The 17,212-nt window shown below is 35.6% G+C and carries 16 protein-coding genes; 11 read left to right on the top strand and 5 right to left on the bottom strand.

Features of this window, described 5'->3' with window-relative positions; genetic code table 11:
• Positions 1 to 47: 47 nt before the first annotated feature.
• From allD to MY533_RS11145, 10 genes are all read left to right on the top strand, one after another.
• Positions 48 to 1,097, top strand: coding sequence for an ureidoglycolate dehydrogenase (gene allD / locus MY533_RS11190; protein ID WP_248715995.1), 1,050 nt, complete (start codon positions 48 to 50; stop codon positions 1,095 to 1,097).
• Between the two features lie 17 nt (positions 1,098 to 1,114).
• On the top strand, positions 1,115 to 2,869 hold the full coding sequence (locus MY533_RS11185; RefSeq protein ID WP_248715994.1) for an acyl-CoA synthetase FdrA: 1,755 nt from the start codon (positions 1,115 to 1,117) through the stop codon (positions 2,867 to 2,869).
• Positions 2,869 to 4,134 (top strand): YlbE family protein, encoded by a 1,266-nt coding sequence (locus MY533_RS11180; RefSeq protein ID WP_248715993.1) that lies wholly within the window; start codon positions 2,869 to 2,871, stop codon positions 4,132 to 4,134. The genes MY533_RS11185 and MY533_RS11180 overlap by 1 nt, the downstream gene beginning before the upstream one ends.
• The gene (locus tag MY533_RS11175) at positions 4,131 to 4,901 is read left to right on the top strand and encodes an oxamate carbamoyltransferase subunit AllH family protein (RefSeq protein WP_248715992.1); all 771 of its coding nucleotides are present in this window, start codon (positions 4,131 to 4,133) and stop codon (positions 4,899 to 4,901) included. The genes MY533_RS11180 and MY533_RS11175 overlap by 4 nt, the downstream gene beginning before the upstream one ends.
• A gap of 5 nt (positions 4,902 to 4,906) precedes the next feature.
• The gene (arcC, locus tag MY533_RS11170; RefSeq protein WP_248715991.1) at positions 4,907 to 5,839 is read left to right on the top strand and encodes a carbamate kinase; all 933 of its coding nucleotides are present in this window, start codon (positions 4,907 to 4,909) and stop codon (positions 5,837 to 5,839) included.
• A gap of 936 nt (positions 5,840 to 6,775) precedes the next feature.
• Positions 6,776 to 7,210 carry a GNAT family N-acetyltransferase gene (locus MY533_RS11165; RefSeq protein WP_371873346.1) on the top strand — a complete coding sequence of 145 codons (435 nt, stop codon included), beginning with the start codon at positions 6,776 to 6,778 and terminating at the stop codon, positions 7,208 to 7,210.
• 391 nt (positions 7,211 to 7,601) lie between these two features.
• Positions 7,602 to 8,549 carry an alpha/beta hydrolase fold domain-containing protein gene (locus tag MY533_RS11160; RefSeq protein WP_248715989.1) on the top strand — a complete coding sequence of 316 codons (948 nt, stop codon included), beginning with the start codon at positions 7,602 to 7,604 and terminating at the stop codon, positions 8,547 to 8,549.
• Positions 8,550 to 8,839: 290 nt separating this feature from the next.
• Complete coding sequence (locus MY533_RS11155) at positions 8,840 to 9,361, top strand: hypothetical protein (protein ID WP_248715988.1); 522 nt, start codon at positions 8,840 to 8,842, stop codon at positions 9,359 to 9,361.
• Positions 9,362 to 10,103: 742 nt separating this feature from the next.
• Positions 10,104 to 10,289, top strand: a complete 186-nt coding sequence (locus MY533_RS11150) for a site-specific integrase (RefSeq protein WP_248715987.1) — start codon at positions 10,104 to 10,106, stop codon at positions 10,287 to 10,289.
• Positions 10,279 to 10,770 (top strand): tyrosine-type recombinase/integrase, encoded by a 492-nt coding sequence (locus MY533_RS11145; RefSeq protein WP_248715986.1) that lies wholly within the window; start codon positions 10,279 to 10,281, stop codon positions 10,768 to 10,770. The genes MY533_RS11150 and MY533_RS11145 overlap by 11 nt, the downstream gene beginning before the upstream one ends.
• A gap of 119 nt (positions 10,771 to 10,889) precedes the next feature.
• On the opposite strand, the gene MY533_RS11140 is transcribed toward MY533_RS11145, so the two are convergent.
• The gene (locus MY533_RS11140; protein WP_248715985.1) at positions 10,890 to 11,603 is read right to left on the bottom strand and encodes an SDR family oxidoreductase; all 714 of its coding nucleotides are present in this window, start codon (positions 11,601 to 11,603) and stop codon (positions 10,890 to 10,892) included.
• A gap of 32 nt (positions 11,604 to 11,635) precedes the next feature.
• A complete protein-coding gene (locus MY533_RS11135) occupies positions 11,636 to 12,187 on the bottom strand; it encodes an NAD(P)H-dependent oxidoreductase (RefSeq protein ID WP_248715984.1) in 552 nt (183 codons plus the stop codon).
• 370 nt (positions 12,188 to 12,557) lie between these two features.
• Between MY533_RS11135 and MY533_RS11130 the strand changes: the two genes are divergently transcribed.
• A complete protein-coding gene (locus MY533_RS11130) occupies positions 12,558 to 12,896 on the top strand; it encodes a winged helix-turn-helix transcriptional regulator (protein ID WP_132362202.1) in 339 nt (112 codons plus the stop codon).
• Positions 12,897 to 13,832: 936 nt separating this feature from the next.
• Here MY533_RS11130 and MY533_RS11125 read toward each other — a convergent pair.
• From MY533_RS11125 to MY533_RS11120, 3 genes are all read right to left on the bottom strand, one after another.
• On the bottom strand, positions 13,833 to 14,609 hold the full coding sequence (locus MY533_RS11125) for a GNAT family N-acetyltransferase (protein WP_132362220.1): 777 nt from the start codon (positions 14,607 to 14,609) through the stop codon (positions 13,833 to 13,835).
• 262 nt (positions 14,610 to 14,871) lie between these two features.
• Entirely contained in the window at positions 14,872 to 15,072 is a 201-nt protein-coding gene (locus MY533_RS22300) for a YxiJ family protein (RefSeq protein ID WP_371873242.1), read from the bottom strand.
• A gap of 278 nt (positions 15,073 to 15,350) precedes the next feature.
• Positions 15,351 to 17,207, bottom strand: a complete 1,857-nt coding sequence (locus MY533_RS11120) for an alpha/beta fold hydrolase (RefSeq protein ID WP_248715983.1) — start codon at positions 17,205 to 17,207, stop codon at positions 15,351 to 15,353.
• Between the last annotated feature and the right edge of the window lie 5 nt (positions 17,208 to 17,212).

Here is a 17,212-nt window from a genome sequence, read left to right as displayed (position 1 = left end):
TATTTAGAATCTGACACAAAATATTAATTATATAAGGAGTAAAAAAGATGCGTGTATCTAGAGAAGAACTATTTAATTTAATGAAACAAAAGTTTATGAAAGCGGGATTAAATGAAGGAGCGGCACATGATGTTGCAGATGTATTAACATACGCCGATCATAGAGGCATTCACTCCCATGGTGCCGTACGTGTTGAATACTATTCTGAACGCATTGCAAAAGGTGGCATAACAGCAAATCCAAACTATACATTTGAACAAACAGGTCCAGCATCTGCGGTCTTTAATGGAGATAATGGTCCAGGTCACCAAGTTGCAAAACAAGCGATGGAAAAAGCAATTGAAATGGCAAAAAAATCGGGTATTGCCGTTGTTGGTATGAAACATATTTCGCATAGTGGTGCATTAGGTTACTTTGTTGAAATGGCGGCGGAGCAAGATATGGTTGCCTTAAGTATGTGTCAATCAGATCCAATGGTCGTGCCATTTGGAGGAACTGAGCCTTACTTTGGTACAAATCCAATTGCCTTTAGTGCACCATCCGCTGATGATCGTATCATCACATTCGATATGGCGACAACTGTCCAAGCATGGGGCAAAATCTTAGACGCAAGAAGTAAAAATGAATCGATTCCAGATACATGGGCAGTAGATGCAACTGGTGCACCAACTACGAATGCAAGAGATGTTCATGCACTCTTACCGATTTCAGGTCCAAAAGGGTATGGATTAATGATGATGGTGGATATTTTATCAGGTAGCCTTCTTGGAGTCCCACATGGTATACATGTGTCTTCCATGTATCAGGACTTAACAAAAGGGCGTGATTTAGGTCAACTTCATATCGTGATTAACCCTGCCTATTTCACAGATTTAGATGCTTTCAAACTACAAATTACAACAATGCTCAATGAATTAAAAACACAGCCAGCCGCAGAGGGCTATGGAGAAATTTATTATCCAGGTGAACGCGGTATATTAAGAAGTCAGGAATATGATAAGGAAGGTATTGAAATCGTAGACGATATTTACAACTACCTTGTGTCAGACGACGTTCATTACGATCGTTATCACGGAAAAAATAGATTTGCAGAATAATAAATTGGAGGATCATCATGTTATACACAATTATAAAAGAAAACACTTATAAAGACTCCATCGTGTTAATGCTTTTATCCAACAAGTTGTCTGCAATTGATGGTGTAAACAAAGTATCGATCATGATGGGAACACCAGCGAACAAAGACATTTTTAAATCTTCTGGCTTAGGCACGGATGAATTAGAAAAAGCAAAGCCAAATGATATCGTTATCGTTGTAGATACAGAGCAAGAAGAAAAAGTAGACGAAGTGAAAGAAGAAGTAGAAATTGCTTTAAAAGGTGATTCGGATTCACAAAATACGTCTAAAGATCAAGAAGCTCACAACTGGAAACGTGCAATGGAGCTTGCGAACAAGCCGAACTTAGCATTAATTTCAATTCCTGGTCAATATGCAGCGATGGAAGCGGAAAACGCGTTGAACGAAGGCTTACATGTGTTTATGTTCAGTGACAATGTTTCTAAAGAAGACGAAGTGAAATTGAAACAAAAAGCGCATGAAAAAGGGTTATTAGTGATGGGTCCAGACTGTGGTACGGCACTTATTCACGGCGTACCTCTTGCCTTTACCAATAACGTAAACGAAGGCGATATTGGTATTGTTGGTGCATCAGGTACAGGGATCCAAGAAGTAACAACAATTATTGACCGTTATGGAAAAGGTGTGACAAACGCACTTGGTACAGGTGGACGTGATCTATCAACGGAAGTTGGTGCGATCACGATGTTAGATAGCATCAAAGCGTTAAACCAAGATCCGAAAGTAAAAGTCATTACCGTGATTTCTAAACCACCTGCAGAGGAAGTACAGCGCAAAGTATTAAACCTATTAAGAAATATTAACAAACCAGTTGTAACGTTATTTTTAGGTGACAAACCTTCTTACCAAGAAGAGAACATCTATCATGCTTATACACTTGAAGAAGCAGCGGTTGTAGCTGTCCAATTATCAAACGGTGACAAACCAAATTTTGAACCGACAACAGCTGATGTAAACGTTGTATTAAAAGAATCACAAGTTGGTATTAAAGGTTATTATTCAGGCGGTACATTAGCATCTGAAGCAGCGATGTTAGTGAGAGATGCTTTCAAAGATACAATGACTACAGAGAAAAGTGAAAGCTATGTTTTAAAAACAAACAATCATGAAATCATTGATTTAGGTGATGATGTATATACAAAAGGTAAACCACATCCGATGATTGATCCTGAAAAACGTATCGAAATGCTTGAAAAATCTATGGACGACCCTGGAACAGCAGTCATTATGATTGATAACGTGATTGGTAACGGCGGTCATGAAGATATGGCTAGTGAACTAGCACCAACAATCAAACGTATTTTGGACAGTGCACGTCAAGATGGTCGTCAACTTGCAGTACTTGCAACAGTTGTTGGTACAGCACAGGACATCCAAGGTTATGATAAACAAATTGAGATTTTAAAAGAGAGTGGTGCAATTATTTGTAAGACAAACGATCAAATGGTTCGCACAGCTATCCAACTTGTAGGCGGTACAGTGGAACAACCAATCGTTGATGTACAAAAATTTGATTATACAGAAGAAAACTTGGCAGTCGATGAGAAAATTATGTCCTTCATTAATATGAAACCAAGTGTCATCAATATTGGGCTAAAAAGCTTTACGGAAGCTCTTCAAAACAGTGGCTCCGAATGTGTTCAATTTAACTGGCGTCCAATTGCTGGTGGCGATGAGAAGTTAATGAAAGTACTTCAATTCTTAAACTATTATGAAGGAGGTACAATCTAATGGGTTACAAAACAATAAATGAAGCGAACGAAGCCGTTATCCAGAAGATCATAGCAGCAGCACCATTCTTAACGGATGTTGTACCTGCGAAATCTGTGATTCCTGAACTAGAAGACTATGTGTTATTACACGCTGGGCCTCCTATTAAATATGAAAATATGACAGATCCTATGCAAGGTTCCTGTGTTGGCGCAATCCTTTTTGAAGGATGGGCAGAAGACGAAAAGAATGCACGTGAATTACTGGAAAGCGAAAAGATCACATTTATTCCATGTCACCATGTGAATGCTGTTGGACCAATGGGTGGTATCACTTCACCTAACATGCCAGTACTCGTTGTTGTAAACAAAGAAAATGGTAATGAAGCGTACTGTCAAATGAACGAGGGCATTGGAGCCGTTTTACGCTTTGGCGCCTACAATGAGCAAGTCATCAATCGTTTACATTGGATGAAAGATGTGCTAGGTCCTGTATTAAGTAAAGCCTTAAAAACATTTGATGAAGGCTTGAATGTCAACGTATTGATTGCTAAAGCTATTGCAATGGGCGATGAGTTCCACCAGCGTAATATTGCAGCTTCACTTGCATTTTTAAAAGAACTATCTCCAGTCATTGCATCATTAGAAGACGTAGAAAAAGAACAACGTACAGAAGTAATCCAATTCTTAGCTGACACAGACCAATTTTTCTTAAATATTGCTATGGCGACTGGTAAAGCAATCATGGATGCAGCACGTACTATCGAACACGGTACAGTTGTTACCGCAATGTGCCGTAACGGTGAAAACTTTGGTATCCGTATTGCGGGTATGGGAGACGAATGGTTTACTGGTCCTGTTAATACCCCGCAAGGATTATACTTCACTGGTTATTCAGCAGAAGATGCTAACACAGATATTGGCGATTCAGCGATTACAGAAACAATCGGTGTTGGCGGCATGGCGATGATTGCGGCACCTGCAGTTACACGCTTCGTTGGTACAGGAGGATTTAATGATGCGCTTGAAATAAGTAATCAAATGACAGAAATTTGTATCGGCGAAAACCCGAACTATATTATTCCAACATGGGACTTCAGAGGCGCATGTTTAGGGATCGATGCACGGAAAGTTGTAGAAACCGGAATAACACCTGTCATCAATACAGGGATTGCCCATAAAATTGCGGGTTATGGACAAATTGGTGCCGGTACAGTACACCCGCCAATCGAATGTTTTGAGAAAGCCATCACAGCATATGCTGAAAAGCTAGGTTTTAAAGGATGATTTTACAAGCAAGTGCGGTTGGTCCAATCGCACTTGAAGTATTGAATGAAGGAAACACCTTTACCGTGCACAGTATTTTTGAAAAAGGTTTGAATATGGTTGATCGACATGGCGAATTGCTATTTGCTGGTACCGACGAAAATGGGACATTTCCATTCGGCATCTTGCTTGATCATCAAACTAAACAAACGATAAAGTCCTATATAAGAGTGGGCGATACATTAACATTTCACACTAATCGACTCTTTCATAACTGTTTTGAACTGGTGTTTAATGTAAAAATACTGCCGTTATATATGGATTTTGATCATGCAAATATCAATAGACTAAAAGAAAATTTCGAATGCATTTCATTTACATCCTATGAATCAACAGATTTTGAACGAGCACGTGTGTTGGCCTTGATCGATAGATTACATGATCCAACCCAAAATCTTGAGAAGTTATTCCGTTATTTTATTGGACGTGGACAAGGTTTAACACCAACTGGTGACGATATACTAGTCGGCATATTGTACGGGCATTTTCTAAATAATTTTATCGAACATAAACATCTTGATACTTTAAAAGCTTTAATCAAGGAACCTTTAACGACCATTGTCAGTAAGCGCTTTTTAACATGTGCTCTAGATGGTGTATTTAGTTCGAAGATTACAGCATTACAGCACGATCCATCCTTAGAAAGCTTGAAAAGCCTTATTGAAGTTGGCTCTTCATCTGGGATGGATACGTTATATGGCATTTACATGTCGTTAATGAAGGAGTGAAAGAAATGGGAAAGAGTGTAGTTATTGCATTGGGCGGTAACGCAATTTTACAGCCTCAACAAAAAGCAACCTATGATAATCAATTCAAAAATGTAGTGTCTGCAACTCGTCATATGATAGAAATGAAGGAAGCGGGGCATAAAATTGTCATTACACACGGCAATGGCCCACAAGTGGGAAATATCATTGCCCAAAACGAAGCTGCTAAACATGTAGTCGAACCACTACCAATCCATGTTTGTAACGCAGAATCACAAGGTTTCATCGGTTATATGATGGAAACTGCTTTAAAAAACCATATTAAAGAACGAGACATTCATGCAAATGTGGTTACATTGCTAACAATGGTTGAAGTGGACAAGGGTGATCAAGCCTTTAAAAATCCGACTAAACCAATTGGTGTATTTTTCTCGGAAGAAGAAGCGCAGCGTTTAGAAGAACAAGGCTTTACTATGGCAGAAGATGCAGGTCGTGGATATAGACGCGTTGTCCCTTCACCAGAACCACAAGTGATTCATGGTATAGATGAAATTAAACGTTTAATTGATGAAACGATTGTTATTTCATCTGGTGGTGGCGGAATACCTGTATATCGTGAAGACAGTGGTCAATTACATGGTATTGAAGCAGTCATTGATAAAGATCGTTCAGGATTAAAACTTGCACAACAAGTGAATGCCGATGTTTTCATGATGTTAACAGATGTCCCAAATGTCTATATCAATTTTGGGAAAGAAAATGAACAAAAATTAAGCCAAATTACCATAAAAGAAGCTGAACAATACGTTGCAGAAGGCCAATTCCCAGCAGGTAGTATGTTACCAAAGATGCAAGCAGCTATCGAATTTGCAAAACTAGGCAAAGAGGCAATTATTTGTTCATTAGATCAAGCGGTTGCTGCATTAGAAGGAAAAGCAGGCACACGTATAATACACTAAGGCTCTTGATAGCTACATAAACAAGAGACGGATAAGTTAAAACCTTAAAAAGCACAAGAAATCAATTTTAGCAACATTGATAGCTTGCGCTTTTTTTGATAGTTACGCTTCTTTTTTTATCATTCCTATTCGGCAACTCCGATTCACAGCGCTTAACAATGTCGGTATTTAAAACAAAGCTAAGTAAGCAAAGACCTAGAATAGGAAGAAGAACAGTATTCAGGTGGACTTTCTAAGTTGGATTTTTGACGAGGACAAGAATACAGACTATTTTTGGCTGTTACTTGAAACAATAAATCGAGGGCAACGTTTATAAAAAAAGGATAGTCAGCTTTTGGGAAGATAGTTAGAGGCGAAGAAATGCGTCTCTTTTTCAATGTAAGCTCGGCATACGTAGGAACTCTAGGATGAAAGGTTCAGAAGCGGGAAGATAGAAGGGATGGTTAGCCGATAGCAATGGATCTGTGGTATCGCGGAATCAGAAGGCAAAGCACATACCTGAGGCACGCAAATCTCATAGAAGTTTAGGGATGATTGGGGTGGGTGTCAACTATACTTTCAACACGAAATTGATCTTAGCGTGAATGCAAAGCTCGCTGTCTTTTTTAAAATTTTTCAAGAAAAATGCTAATTTTACGGGGTTGCGAACGTGCGTTCCTATTTTGGTGAATCGAGCTAAAGAGGGAAGTCAGTCAGTTACATACAGGAACATTAAGAGATAAAGCAACTACAAATAAAAGAAGGCTGTTTTTTGCTTTTCAACTCCCTTTGCGCTTCATGGATAGCTAACGGAGCTGTTTATAAAAGAAACTAGCAAAAAGTTTTATAAATGCTAAAATACCTGCAACAGGTACTATTCATCGAATTTACCTCAGGAAAATAATATAGAAAGCAGTAAACAAAACTTGAGGAGGTATTGTAGTGAACCGATACAAAATGATTATTACTCAGTATAATCCCAAATACGCTGAACAAACAGTGGATATGTGGCGAGATAGTAAGGAACAGGCTATTGGTCAGAAAGAAATTCACAGCTTTGAAAGTCACCTTTATTTTTTAAACCATATATTATCTGAACAGTTTCAAATAGATTTAGCGTTAATTGATGAAAAAGTAGTTGGAATGATTGCCTATAATGAATGGGAAATAAATCAACTATATATTCATATAGATTATCAAGGAATCGGAATAGGTCATACATTACTAGATAAAGTAAAAGCACAATCAAGCGGGAGATTAACATTACACACTTTTGAAGTAAATATAAATGCACAACGATTTTATGAAAAACAAGGATTTGCAATCATAGGTAGAGGACACGAAAATGAAGAAAATTTAGCTGATATTCAATATGAATGGAAATCCACATAATGCAAATGTAAACGATGATTGTAGGTCTAGGTAAATAGTTGATCATCCATTAATTTATTAGAAAACAGCCTAAAAGAAACATGGCTATTATGTGCAAAATGGAAAAATTCAGGGGATACCTTTGTTATAATAGTTGAAATGGAGGCTCATGCTCACTTTTTTACGAGATGGAAAAAGGATTTTAAAATTTTTTATTTTGACGTTGAAGCATAGTTCAACCTTTATACTGTACACGATGCAGTATAGATCAAAAACGCCTCCGTTCCATTAAGACATTCTATCCAAGTTGTTAAAAACTTTTGATAATAAGATACATGGCTATCTCCAATCATATCCTGTTATGAAACAACAAGATGAACAAGAAAAATGTTTAAAGGAGAGAAAATGAAAAATGAGTGTAGAAATTTATACCGGGGAACGTTCTGAAGAAAGCGTTCAATTTGAAAAATTGTTAACTTCCGAAAGTAATAAAAAGAGTTTTTCTAGTATTGAAAACACCGAAAAGTTTGTTAAGCAAATGGGATCTGAAAATATAAAACCATATGTTATTGGGGACGATGTTCAATTTTTAAATGATGTTAAGGAGCAATCATTCGAGGGCATGCAGGTTTTCACATTAAATGACCAAGAGTCCCTGAAGCAAAAAGTTATTCTATATATACATGGTGGTGCTTGGACGAATCAACCTTTAAATTTTCACTGGTGGTTCTTGGATAAAATAGCGCAATCTTTAAATGCGAAAATAATTACTCCTATTTACCCTAAAGTACCTCATTTTAACTATAAAGATACTTATCCGAAAATTCTAAACCTTTATAAAGAAATACTTGAAACTGTTGAAAGTACCAAGCAATTGACCATCATGGGAGATTCGGCAGGCGGCAATATAGCACTTGCGCTGGCTCATCTTTTAAAAATGAATCATTTGCCGCAACCAAAAGATATTATTTTATTGTCTGCATGTGTTGATATGAGTTTTGAAAATCCTCATATAGCTGAATATGAAGAAAAGGATCCGATGTTAGCTAGAGAAGGAATGGAAGTCATTACAAAGATTTGGGCAGCTGATAAAAATGTACAAGACTCGTTGATCAGTCCGATATACGGTGACTTTAAAGGACTTGGGAAGATTACTCATTTTATTGGAACACATGAATGTTTATATCCAGATGCAATTAGACTTGATGAAAAGCTAACAGAACAGGGAATTGAAATCGATACTTTTGTTTATCCTAAAATGAATCATGTGTTTGTTGTTATGCCAATCCCTGAAGCGGAGAATGCACAACAGAAAATTATTTCTATAATAATTAGTGCATTGAAAGAAATGGAGAGTTAACTGTACATGAAGCGGCCACCAGGAGGGAAAACTTCGTTTAAAACAAGAACTTCTATGACTTTATTCGTGCAAATATAGAAGATAAAAGTTAATCGACTATATTACGAAAGAAATCGAGCATTAACCTGCGATGTGTGTAATTTAAAGGTGTCTGAAAGTACGTATTCGTATAATCAATCAATTCATAAAATACATGTCAGTGAATAAAAGCTATTCACACGCAATGAAATATATAAATCCTTTTTCGGGAGGCGAAATAATTAATAAATTAAAATAGGAGGAAATTTGAATTGAGAAAAATATACGTATTACTTTTTGTTTTTTTGTTTATTGGGAGCAGTAACCTTGTTCATGCAGAAGATAAAACAACAAAACAAGGAAGTTCGTATGATGTTAAGAAACTTTATTTAGACAACGGTTTTACTGAGGTTAATGAAGCAATAAAAAAAACCGAAGATTTATTAAAAAAAAATTTAGAGCTTCCAACTCGTGTTCCACCAATTACTTTTACACATATTGTAGGAAGTTTTAGCAGTGCATCAGGAGGACCTAATTTAGAAATTTCTTATTTAGATGAGAATTCACCACGTACCCGTTTTAAAATATTGGTTTCCAAAACGCCTCCTTCTTCAAATGATTCTAAAAAAATACGTTTAGAGGATGGTAATGAATTACTTTATTATAATCACAGTGATTTTGATGTGTTTGTAATTGAAAAGAAAGAACTTGGATACACTTTTATGATTGATAAAGAGAGCAGTAAAAAAATTACTATGGATGGTGTAGTTAAAATTGTTAACTCTATGGAATAAGTTGGAAAACATTCTTATTTATAAAAAGTTTTAACTTTTTCATTTAGCTGATAAAAGTATAAAATGTGGAGGTGATGTTAATAAAGGATGGCTAAAACCAATCGTGAAAAAGCTTTAGTGACGAAAATTTTTCAAAGGTAGTTTGATTGCATTTTATGAATTATGAAAAAATGAAATTCGATAAAACATTACAAAAAATACAGTCCGACGCCAAAAAATAGTAATCAGTGAAAGCGTGAGAAAATAAAAAATTTATGGCAGATATTACGTATTTTCACACGCTTTAGGATGATTGGTGATATTGGGTGTCGGCATAATTATATATATTTAGTTACAAATAAACGTTTGACTGACTTGATTATAGAAACGTAAAACAACGTAAACTCATAGTACAAACGGATTTAGATTTTTTGCAAGCACTTAAAGAAATACCAGTTTACATTTTTTTAGCTGTTTTGTCTCAATGTTATTAGTATACTTTTCATTGATATACAACTTCCTATAATTTATATTATGTAAACTAATTTTTTTGGCGAGGAGGAGGGCTTAGATACGTCAACTACCCATAATATCTGTACTTTTCGACTTGTAATTCTTAAGTTCCTAATAATTTTCATGTGAACGATAACTCTCCTTTTTTACGATAATGGGATGATTTTGTACAGAATGCAGCCATTGATGAATTTGTTTTGTATATCCAGTTAATACAGTCACTAGTTATGAATACGATTTACAACTCTTCTTGACCTTTTTATCGGATCATGGCTGTTCAACCTGTTTAAATGAGATCACCAAGACCCAAGTACGTCGCTTTATCCAATATTTATTAGGATCATTAAAACAAAAACCTCGTTCGGTGAACCGAAAAATTTCTTCAATAAAATCATTCACAAAATATTGTTTAAAGGAACAATACCTTGCTAAATGATTTTACGCGCGGGATTGAATCGCCAAAGACCAATGATAAACTTCCTGTCTATATGACATTAACGGATCTAAAACAGCTATTTGACTATTTAGAACGCGCCCAATCACGTTTTTCGATGCGGAATGAGATAATGTTGAAATTGTTAGCAACAACAGGTCTGAGGCGTTCTGAGCTCGTTTCATTGACCTGGGAACAAGTTGATTTGGTAAGTGAAACAATTCGAATAGAAGGAAAAGGGAAAAAAGAACGTATATTGCCCCTTCATCCACACTTAATGCCGCTTCTGGCATCTTATAAAGCTTCTTTAAGATCATATCAAATTTATCCAACAGAACCAGTTTTCCTTAATAAAAATAGTAAAGCATTAGATCCGCGTGGGTTACATGTCATCTTTAAAGATGTATTGAAAAAGGCAGGCCTCTCGCCTACCCGCTTTACACTGCATAACGGATGTTACAACAAAATAAGGAAAACGTGTTAGAGTGCCTTTTAAGCCCAATGGAGCTGGGAAGATTAAAAAAACACCATCCTTTCGTATAGTTCTACAAAAAGAATAGCGTTTTTTCTTGTTTAGTGGATATATTTTCCTTATCTGCTGGCTTAAGTTAAAATGTGACCGCCTTCTACATGAAGAACGGTTCCAGTCACGAAACTATTTTGTAGCAAGTATAGTACGCTTTGTGCAACATCTTCAGCTCTTCCTATTCGTTTTACAGGGAGTTTGTTTTCAACTGCATTATAGAAGTTATTACGTGCTTCTTCTGGCATTTTGCTGCGGGAAGGTGTATCAATTATTCCAGGTGAAACGATGTTTACTCGGATCGGAGCAAGTTCTAAAGCCAAAGTCTGGCCTAGATTCGAAATAGCCGCATTGACTGCCCCTAGAATTGCTGAGCCAACCATAGACTTGTAGGCTACAACCCCGGAGAACAAAGTGATTGAACCGTTTGGTAAAATTTTCGAAGCACCGTATTTCGCTGTATAATATTGTCCCCAGAATTTGTTTTCAAATAGTTTTCGGGCTTGGGCTGTATCCGTTTGGAGGAATGACTCGCCGGATGTTTCTGCCGCGCTTACCACAAGATGATCGAACTGGCCGATCTTTTCAAAGAAAGACTGGACTTGCTGTTCTTGCGTTGTATCTAGAGTATAAGCCGTTGCTCTATCTCCTAGTTGCTCTTTTGCATTCCGTAATTTATCTTCGGAACGGCTGGCAATGATTACTTCTGCCCCATGAGCTATTAGCTGTTTAGCTGATTCCAAACCAATCCCAGAACTTCCACCGATAATTACAACTTTTTTATCTTTTAACATGTTTTTCTCCCCTTATACGTTTACTTAATAGATTAAAAATTCAATATCTCTTGCAGATGTAAATCAAGTTCGGATACAAACTTTTCAACTTTCGGATTTTTGACTACATCATAACAAGAGAAACTCTTTAAAGGTTTCATTCCGAGAAATTTCTGTATTCGATGTAAATGACTTAATGCATCTTCTAGGCTGCTCCCTTCAAAAAATTGACTTGGATCGTTAAATGCTTTTTCAGGAGCATTCCAGGTAGTCGAAAACATATATTTCTTTTCAGTCAACAACCCGCCTTTTCCATACTGATCAGCACCCCTAAAAAATAAACCATAAGCATATACTTCATCCATATACGACTTCAATAAGCCCGGGACACTGAACCAATAGATAGGTGTTTGGTAAATGACAATATCAGCCCATATAAATTTTTGTTGTTCTTCTTCGATTTTATATCCTTTTTGAATAATTGTTGTTTTTACATTGTTTTTTTCACTTAAAAAACTGACCATTTTGTTCATCAATGTTTGGTTTAAATTCCCCTCTGCTGAACTATACTTCTGATGACCGTTAATTATAAGTATATTTTTCATCTTTATCTAGCTCCTTTAATTATATGATTTCTAAAAAAACTGCCTAGCGTGTAGTTGATAACCCTACTGCACTTAAGGTAAAATTCAAATCGTTTGCTTCATCCGGAAGAATACTCATGATGATGTATCAATAGCAAAAGCATTGATTTATATAGCAATGAGAGCAAACGGTAGTTTGTTTCGTTGATTTCTTGCAATAATTTTAGTCACCTCCTCAATAAGGGATGAAATTATAAGTACAACGATATTATAAATATAGTAACTTCATTTACGGAAGTAGTGATATTTATTTCATAAAGTTTCTGAAAGTATACTATTGTGATATGATAAGGTGAATTAAACAAAAAAATTTTTCGGGAGGATGTTTCATATGAGTGTTATTGAGCCAGTAATATTAACCAAAGGAGCACCAGGTGAGACTTGCCCCATTGCTAAAACGCTCGACGTGATTGGGACAAAATGGACTTTTTTAATTATTCGCGATCTGCTTATAGAAGGAACAATGCGATTCAGTGACCTATTGAAATCAATGAATGGAATTAGCCCGAAAACACTTTCACTCCGTCTTAAGACACTAGAAGATCATGGGATATTGAATAAAAAGGTATTCCCGGAGGTTCCCCCTCGTGTGGAATATACGTTAACAGACAAAGGAAAACAATTGGAAGGTATTTTCATTGAATTAAAGAGATTTGGATTAAATTTATAAAAAATTAAAATAAGTCATTCTTTAAATTTTGGTAAGTTAATTATGAATCATATCAGAGCATTTTTATTTTTAAATCTATTTCTCAGGCTATGAACTATACAAACTACGCTATCACCGCATATTGATAGTAAAGTAAAGCTATTTTAGCCTTACACCTCCGAATTTTGTTACTTAGGGTCACTCCTATCCCAAGTGACCCTTTTTATTTTTTTCCTTAAAGTGTTCAATAACACTTGTTTAAATTTAATTAAATGAACCTAGGCTGCTTCACTTTTGTCTTTTATTAGATTTTGCAAGATCATAATCAACACCTTTTTTAAATACTTTTTAAAAATTCAGAGTATCAAATTTATTACTTGTCGCTTCTTTCAATCCTTTAGTAATCTTTTCTCAATCAATTCAACAATATAAAAAAAGTTATCCATTTAAAAAAAGAGTCGAACATACAAATTTGTATGTTCGACTCTTCAAGTATTCCCGTTTTAGAATCTCAATATATATTTTCTTATGAACTTGAATCGTGATTCTGTAACAACAAGCTAAGTTCATCTCTCTTAGAGAGGAAACCCCCACAACACTAGTTGTTACTCTTTGCGGAGATGCAGCAGATAAAAGACTTGGGCGAAGACTACTTTGATAAACAAAAAGAACAATCTATTATTCGATATTCTGTTCGGAGACTTGAAAGTTTGAGTTACGAAGTGACCATCACTGAAACGGTTGCTTCCTAATACAAACTAAACCAGATCTTTATTTTAGGCGCTACCATTTTTTCAATATAAAGGTCGCGTTTTTTAGCATGGATTTTTTTAGTGCCAGAGATTTTATTTTCATGGGAGTTGAATAAGAAAAGAAACGCTTATTCCACAATCGCACCCTTTAACGGAATAACACATGAGCTTCTATTAGCTAGTTTTTTAATAAGAGGCGGCTCTACTACTTGGTAGAAGGTGACTGGCAGCCATAAGAATATGCAAGACATAGAAAACCACTCTTTTCTAGGATAGGCCTACTCATTGAACTGGCGTCAACAGTAAGGAAAGGATGCCCATTTTCATATGCCTTTTTTGCACGAGTAGCTAAAAGTGCTGTATAATAACCTTTTCCTCGGAACAACGGTAGTGTTGAACCTCCCCATAAGCTGGCGAAGGAGGAGTTTTCTTCTAAATACATCCAAGCTGCACTTACAAGCTGACCATCTTCATAAATTCCATAAAGGTATAGGGATTCAGGATTATTTTGTTTATCTCTCCAAAGTCTTTCACCCAGCTCAGCATGCGGTACATTCCAGATGGCATCTTCTAGAACAATAATGTCTTGAATTCCTTGTTCATCTGTTATTTCCTTTAAATTGAAGTGTCGGTCATTATTAAGCAAGTGGTGCTGTTCATCTAACTTCATGACCATTAGTGCTTCAGGGTCATCTATTGTGAATCCTTCTTGTTCAAGAATATCTTTCAAACTAGCAGGCTTGTCGTAGTTATACACCTTCCACTCAAAATCCTGCTCAAGGTTACTAAAATAGTTTAACTCGTTCTTAATAATTTCTCTTACATCACCTTCGTTTACATTAGATGAGACAATGAACCCTTTTTCACCAAACTGTGAAATGTGACGCACGACATGTTCTGTTTCCTCTCTTATGTAACCTTTTACTTGAGCTTCTTGTCGAAGTTCTTTGTGGAATAGTGAGATTAATTCATTTTTATCCATGGGCGACCCTCCTATATTTTAAAAATTCTTTTGCTAACGAATCTTATTCCATTAATCAATATATTGATTAGTACCAATTATTTCAAAAGAAGACATTCGATTCAATCTTTTTTTTCGTAAAAAAGACGCTTTTCCTTGTTCCATAATCGCGCTCTTTAATTGAATAACGATTAACCTTCGATTAGCTGGTTTAGTTCAATAAAGAAAAAAAGGGCTGTCTATGCAACTCATTTTATTGAATTTTGTTGTATAAATTTCAAGTTCATTTCTCAAAAGTCAGATTTATTTTTGTGTAAAGATTCTGTCGTTTTAATGGATAATGGTTATTTGACAGCAGCTGTAATAATAATTTTCTTGCTTGCTCAAAGGTTTTATATTCCTGAAAGAAATGATTATAGTTTGCAATCCGGTCTTCAAGAAATCCATATTGATTATAGTATTCAAAAAAAGACTTATAAAGCATGTCAATTTGTCCTTATGGAATTTGATTTGTCATATCTTCTAAAACATAACTTAGCGTTCCAGATATGTTCACACAGTAATAACGAAAATCTTCATAGAAATCCACTTCATCCTCGTCGGATAATTTCAATACTGATATGTACGCTGTAATTGATTAGCTGTTTAGATTCTTAAGTATATATATTCAGCGTTCATGTAGACAATCTTTTTTTCAAACAGTACGACTTTATTTTAAAGACACAATGATCTTACTACCATCTTTTTATTTATCCCATACTCTTATCTGCTAGTACTACTATTTTTTATTACCAAATTAGCCGTTTCACTCGGATGGTTAAGAGGAAAATGATGACCATATGGAACAAAATCAACCTTACCAAGATGCGAAGGAGCAGAATAGCCTCTGTCATAATCCCCCCAAATAATGCGAAGATTATACTTTGTTACTTCATTGAAATCACCTTGATCCTTTTTTAATAGTAAACTGTTAAGCTGAACCGTAGTATTTAAAATTCTAGGAGAAGTAAAACTGTTACTTATTTTTTCAATATAATGTTCAGGGATGTTCTCCTTACTTTCAAATAAACCATTACTTAATAAATAACGCTCTATCAAATTAGTAGTTGCCAATTTCAATGTCCATTTGTTCATAAATTGAGGAACATTTATCGATTTAGCATTTTTTTTAGCAACAGGTGGCTGAAGTAACGTAATTGTATACTTCTTATCTATGTACTTTTGTACTAATGCTTCCAAAAGAATATACGCACCAAATGAATGGCCAATTAGATGGGCACCGTTAGTAGCTTTCTCCAATAACTTTTTTAATACATTCAAATAGATATTTAAAAGATTTTTCTCTCGTTTAAAAGGAGAACGTCCCAAACCTGGAAGGTCCATGATCCATACAGGTCGACCCGTTTTTTCATGAAGCTCTTTTCCTAAAGGAAATAAATCCTCTCCATCACTTAATAAACCATGTAATAGAATAAACGGTTTACCCTCTCCTTGTGTTTGATAAATGGTCGTATTATTACATAATGTTCGTTTAAATAAATGACTTTGCTGGCCATTTTGATACATCATGCGATAATCCAGATCAGCTATTACGGCTGGGAAAAATTTCATTACATTTATCTCCTTAAACCAATCTTCTCCCATAATTTTTTTCACGGAACCATTTGAAAATGTTCGTTTTGTAATAAAGTTCAGCCCATCAGCAGGAATTTGGGTTATTTTGCTTACGCCACTATTCATAAGTGCTTTCATAAATGGCAATGGGGCAGAAATTTTAGGTGCAGTTATATTCATACTTTCTGACGTAGCATCTAATAATTCTGAAATATTCTGATCATGTTGTTTATCTTCAACAAGTGTATATGTTTGTATAGTTGGTTGCTCCAATCTGAAAACCTGCACAATAAACTTTGCTAGTTCATCGTTTTCAATAAGTGGTAATCTATATTTCTTACCTCCAGGGATCACTGGCAAGAGCCCTTTTCGCATACTCATCACAAGTAAGCCTAAGTTTCCTGTTTGCTCCGTACTCCCTGTTTTACTACTACCAACTACAGTTGGTGGATTAATTACTGAAAGCGGATAACCTACTGTTGATGCCTGCTGACGGATATAAAGATCTGCTAAAAACTTTGTTCTCTCATAGGGATTTTTTATTTTCAAAAAATTGTTTCCTTCTTTAAACACATCTATCGCAATCTTGCTATTTTTATCATCAAAGGGACTCATATAGCCTACAACATGAATAAATTGTTGCAATCCCTTCAATTGGTGAATATTTTTAGCGAATTCACTAATATGTTGGGCACCATTCAAAAATACAGAAGCTGCCTCTTTGCTAGTCGCTTGAATATCCATGGGGCCTCCTGCGTGAATAATCACATCCGTTTTCAATACCAACTCCTTATCTTCAGCACTTAGACCTAAGTCTATTTTCGTTAAATCACCTTCAATAAAGTGCATATCTGTCTCTTTTAAGATACCTCTTTCTTGATAAATGCGTGTTGCTTTACTTTTCGATCTCACTAATAGAAGAATTGTAACATGCTCTTTGGCTAATTCCTTCACTAATTGCTTTCCAATAAAACCTGTTCCACCAGTTAAAAATACTGTTCTCATAAAAA

Source organism: Lysinibacillus sp. Ag94 (assembly GCF_023242215.1).
Classification (GTDB): Bacteria; Bacillota; Bacilli; order Bacillales_A; family Planococcaceae; genus Lysinibacillus.
The sequence above is the reverse complement of the archived record's forward strand: the minus strand, read 5'-3'. Positions and strand labels throughout refer to the sequence as shown.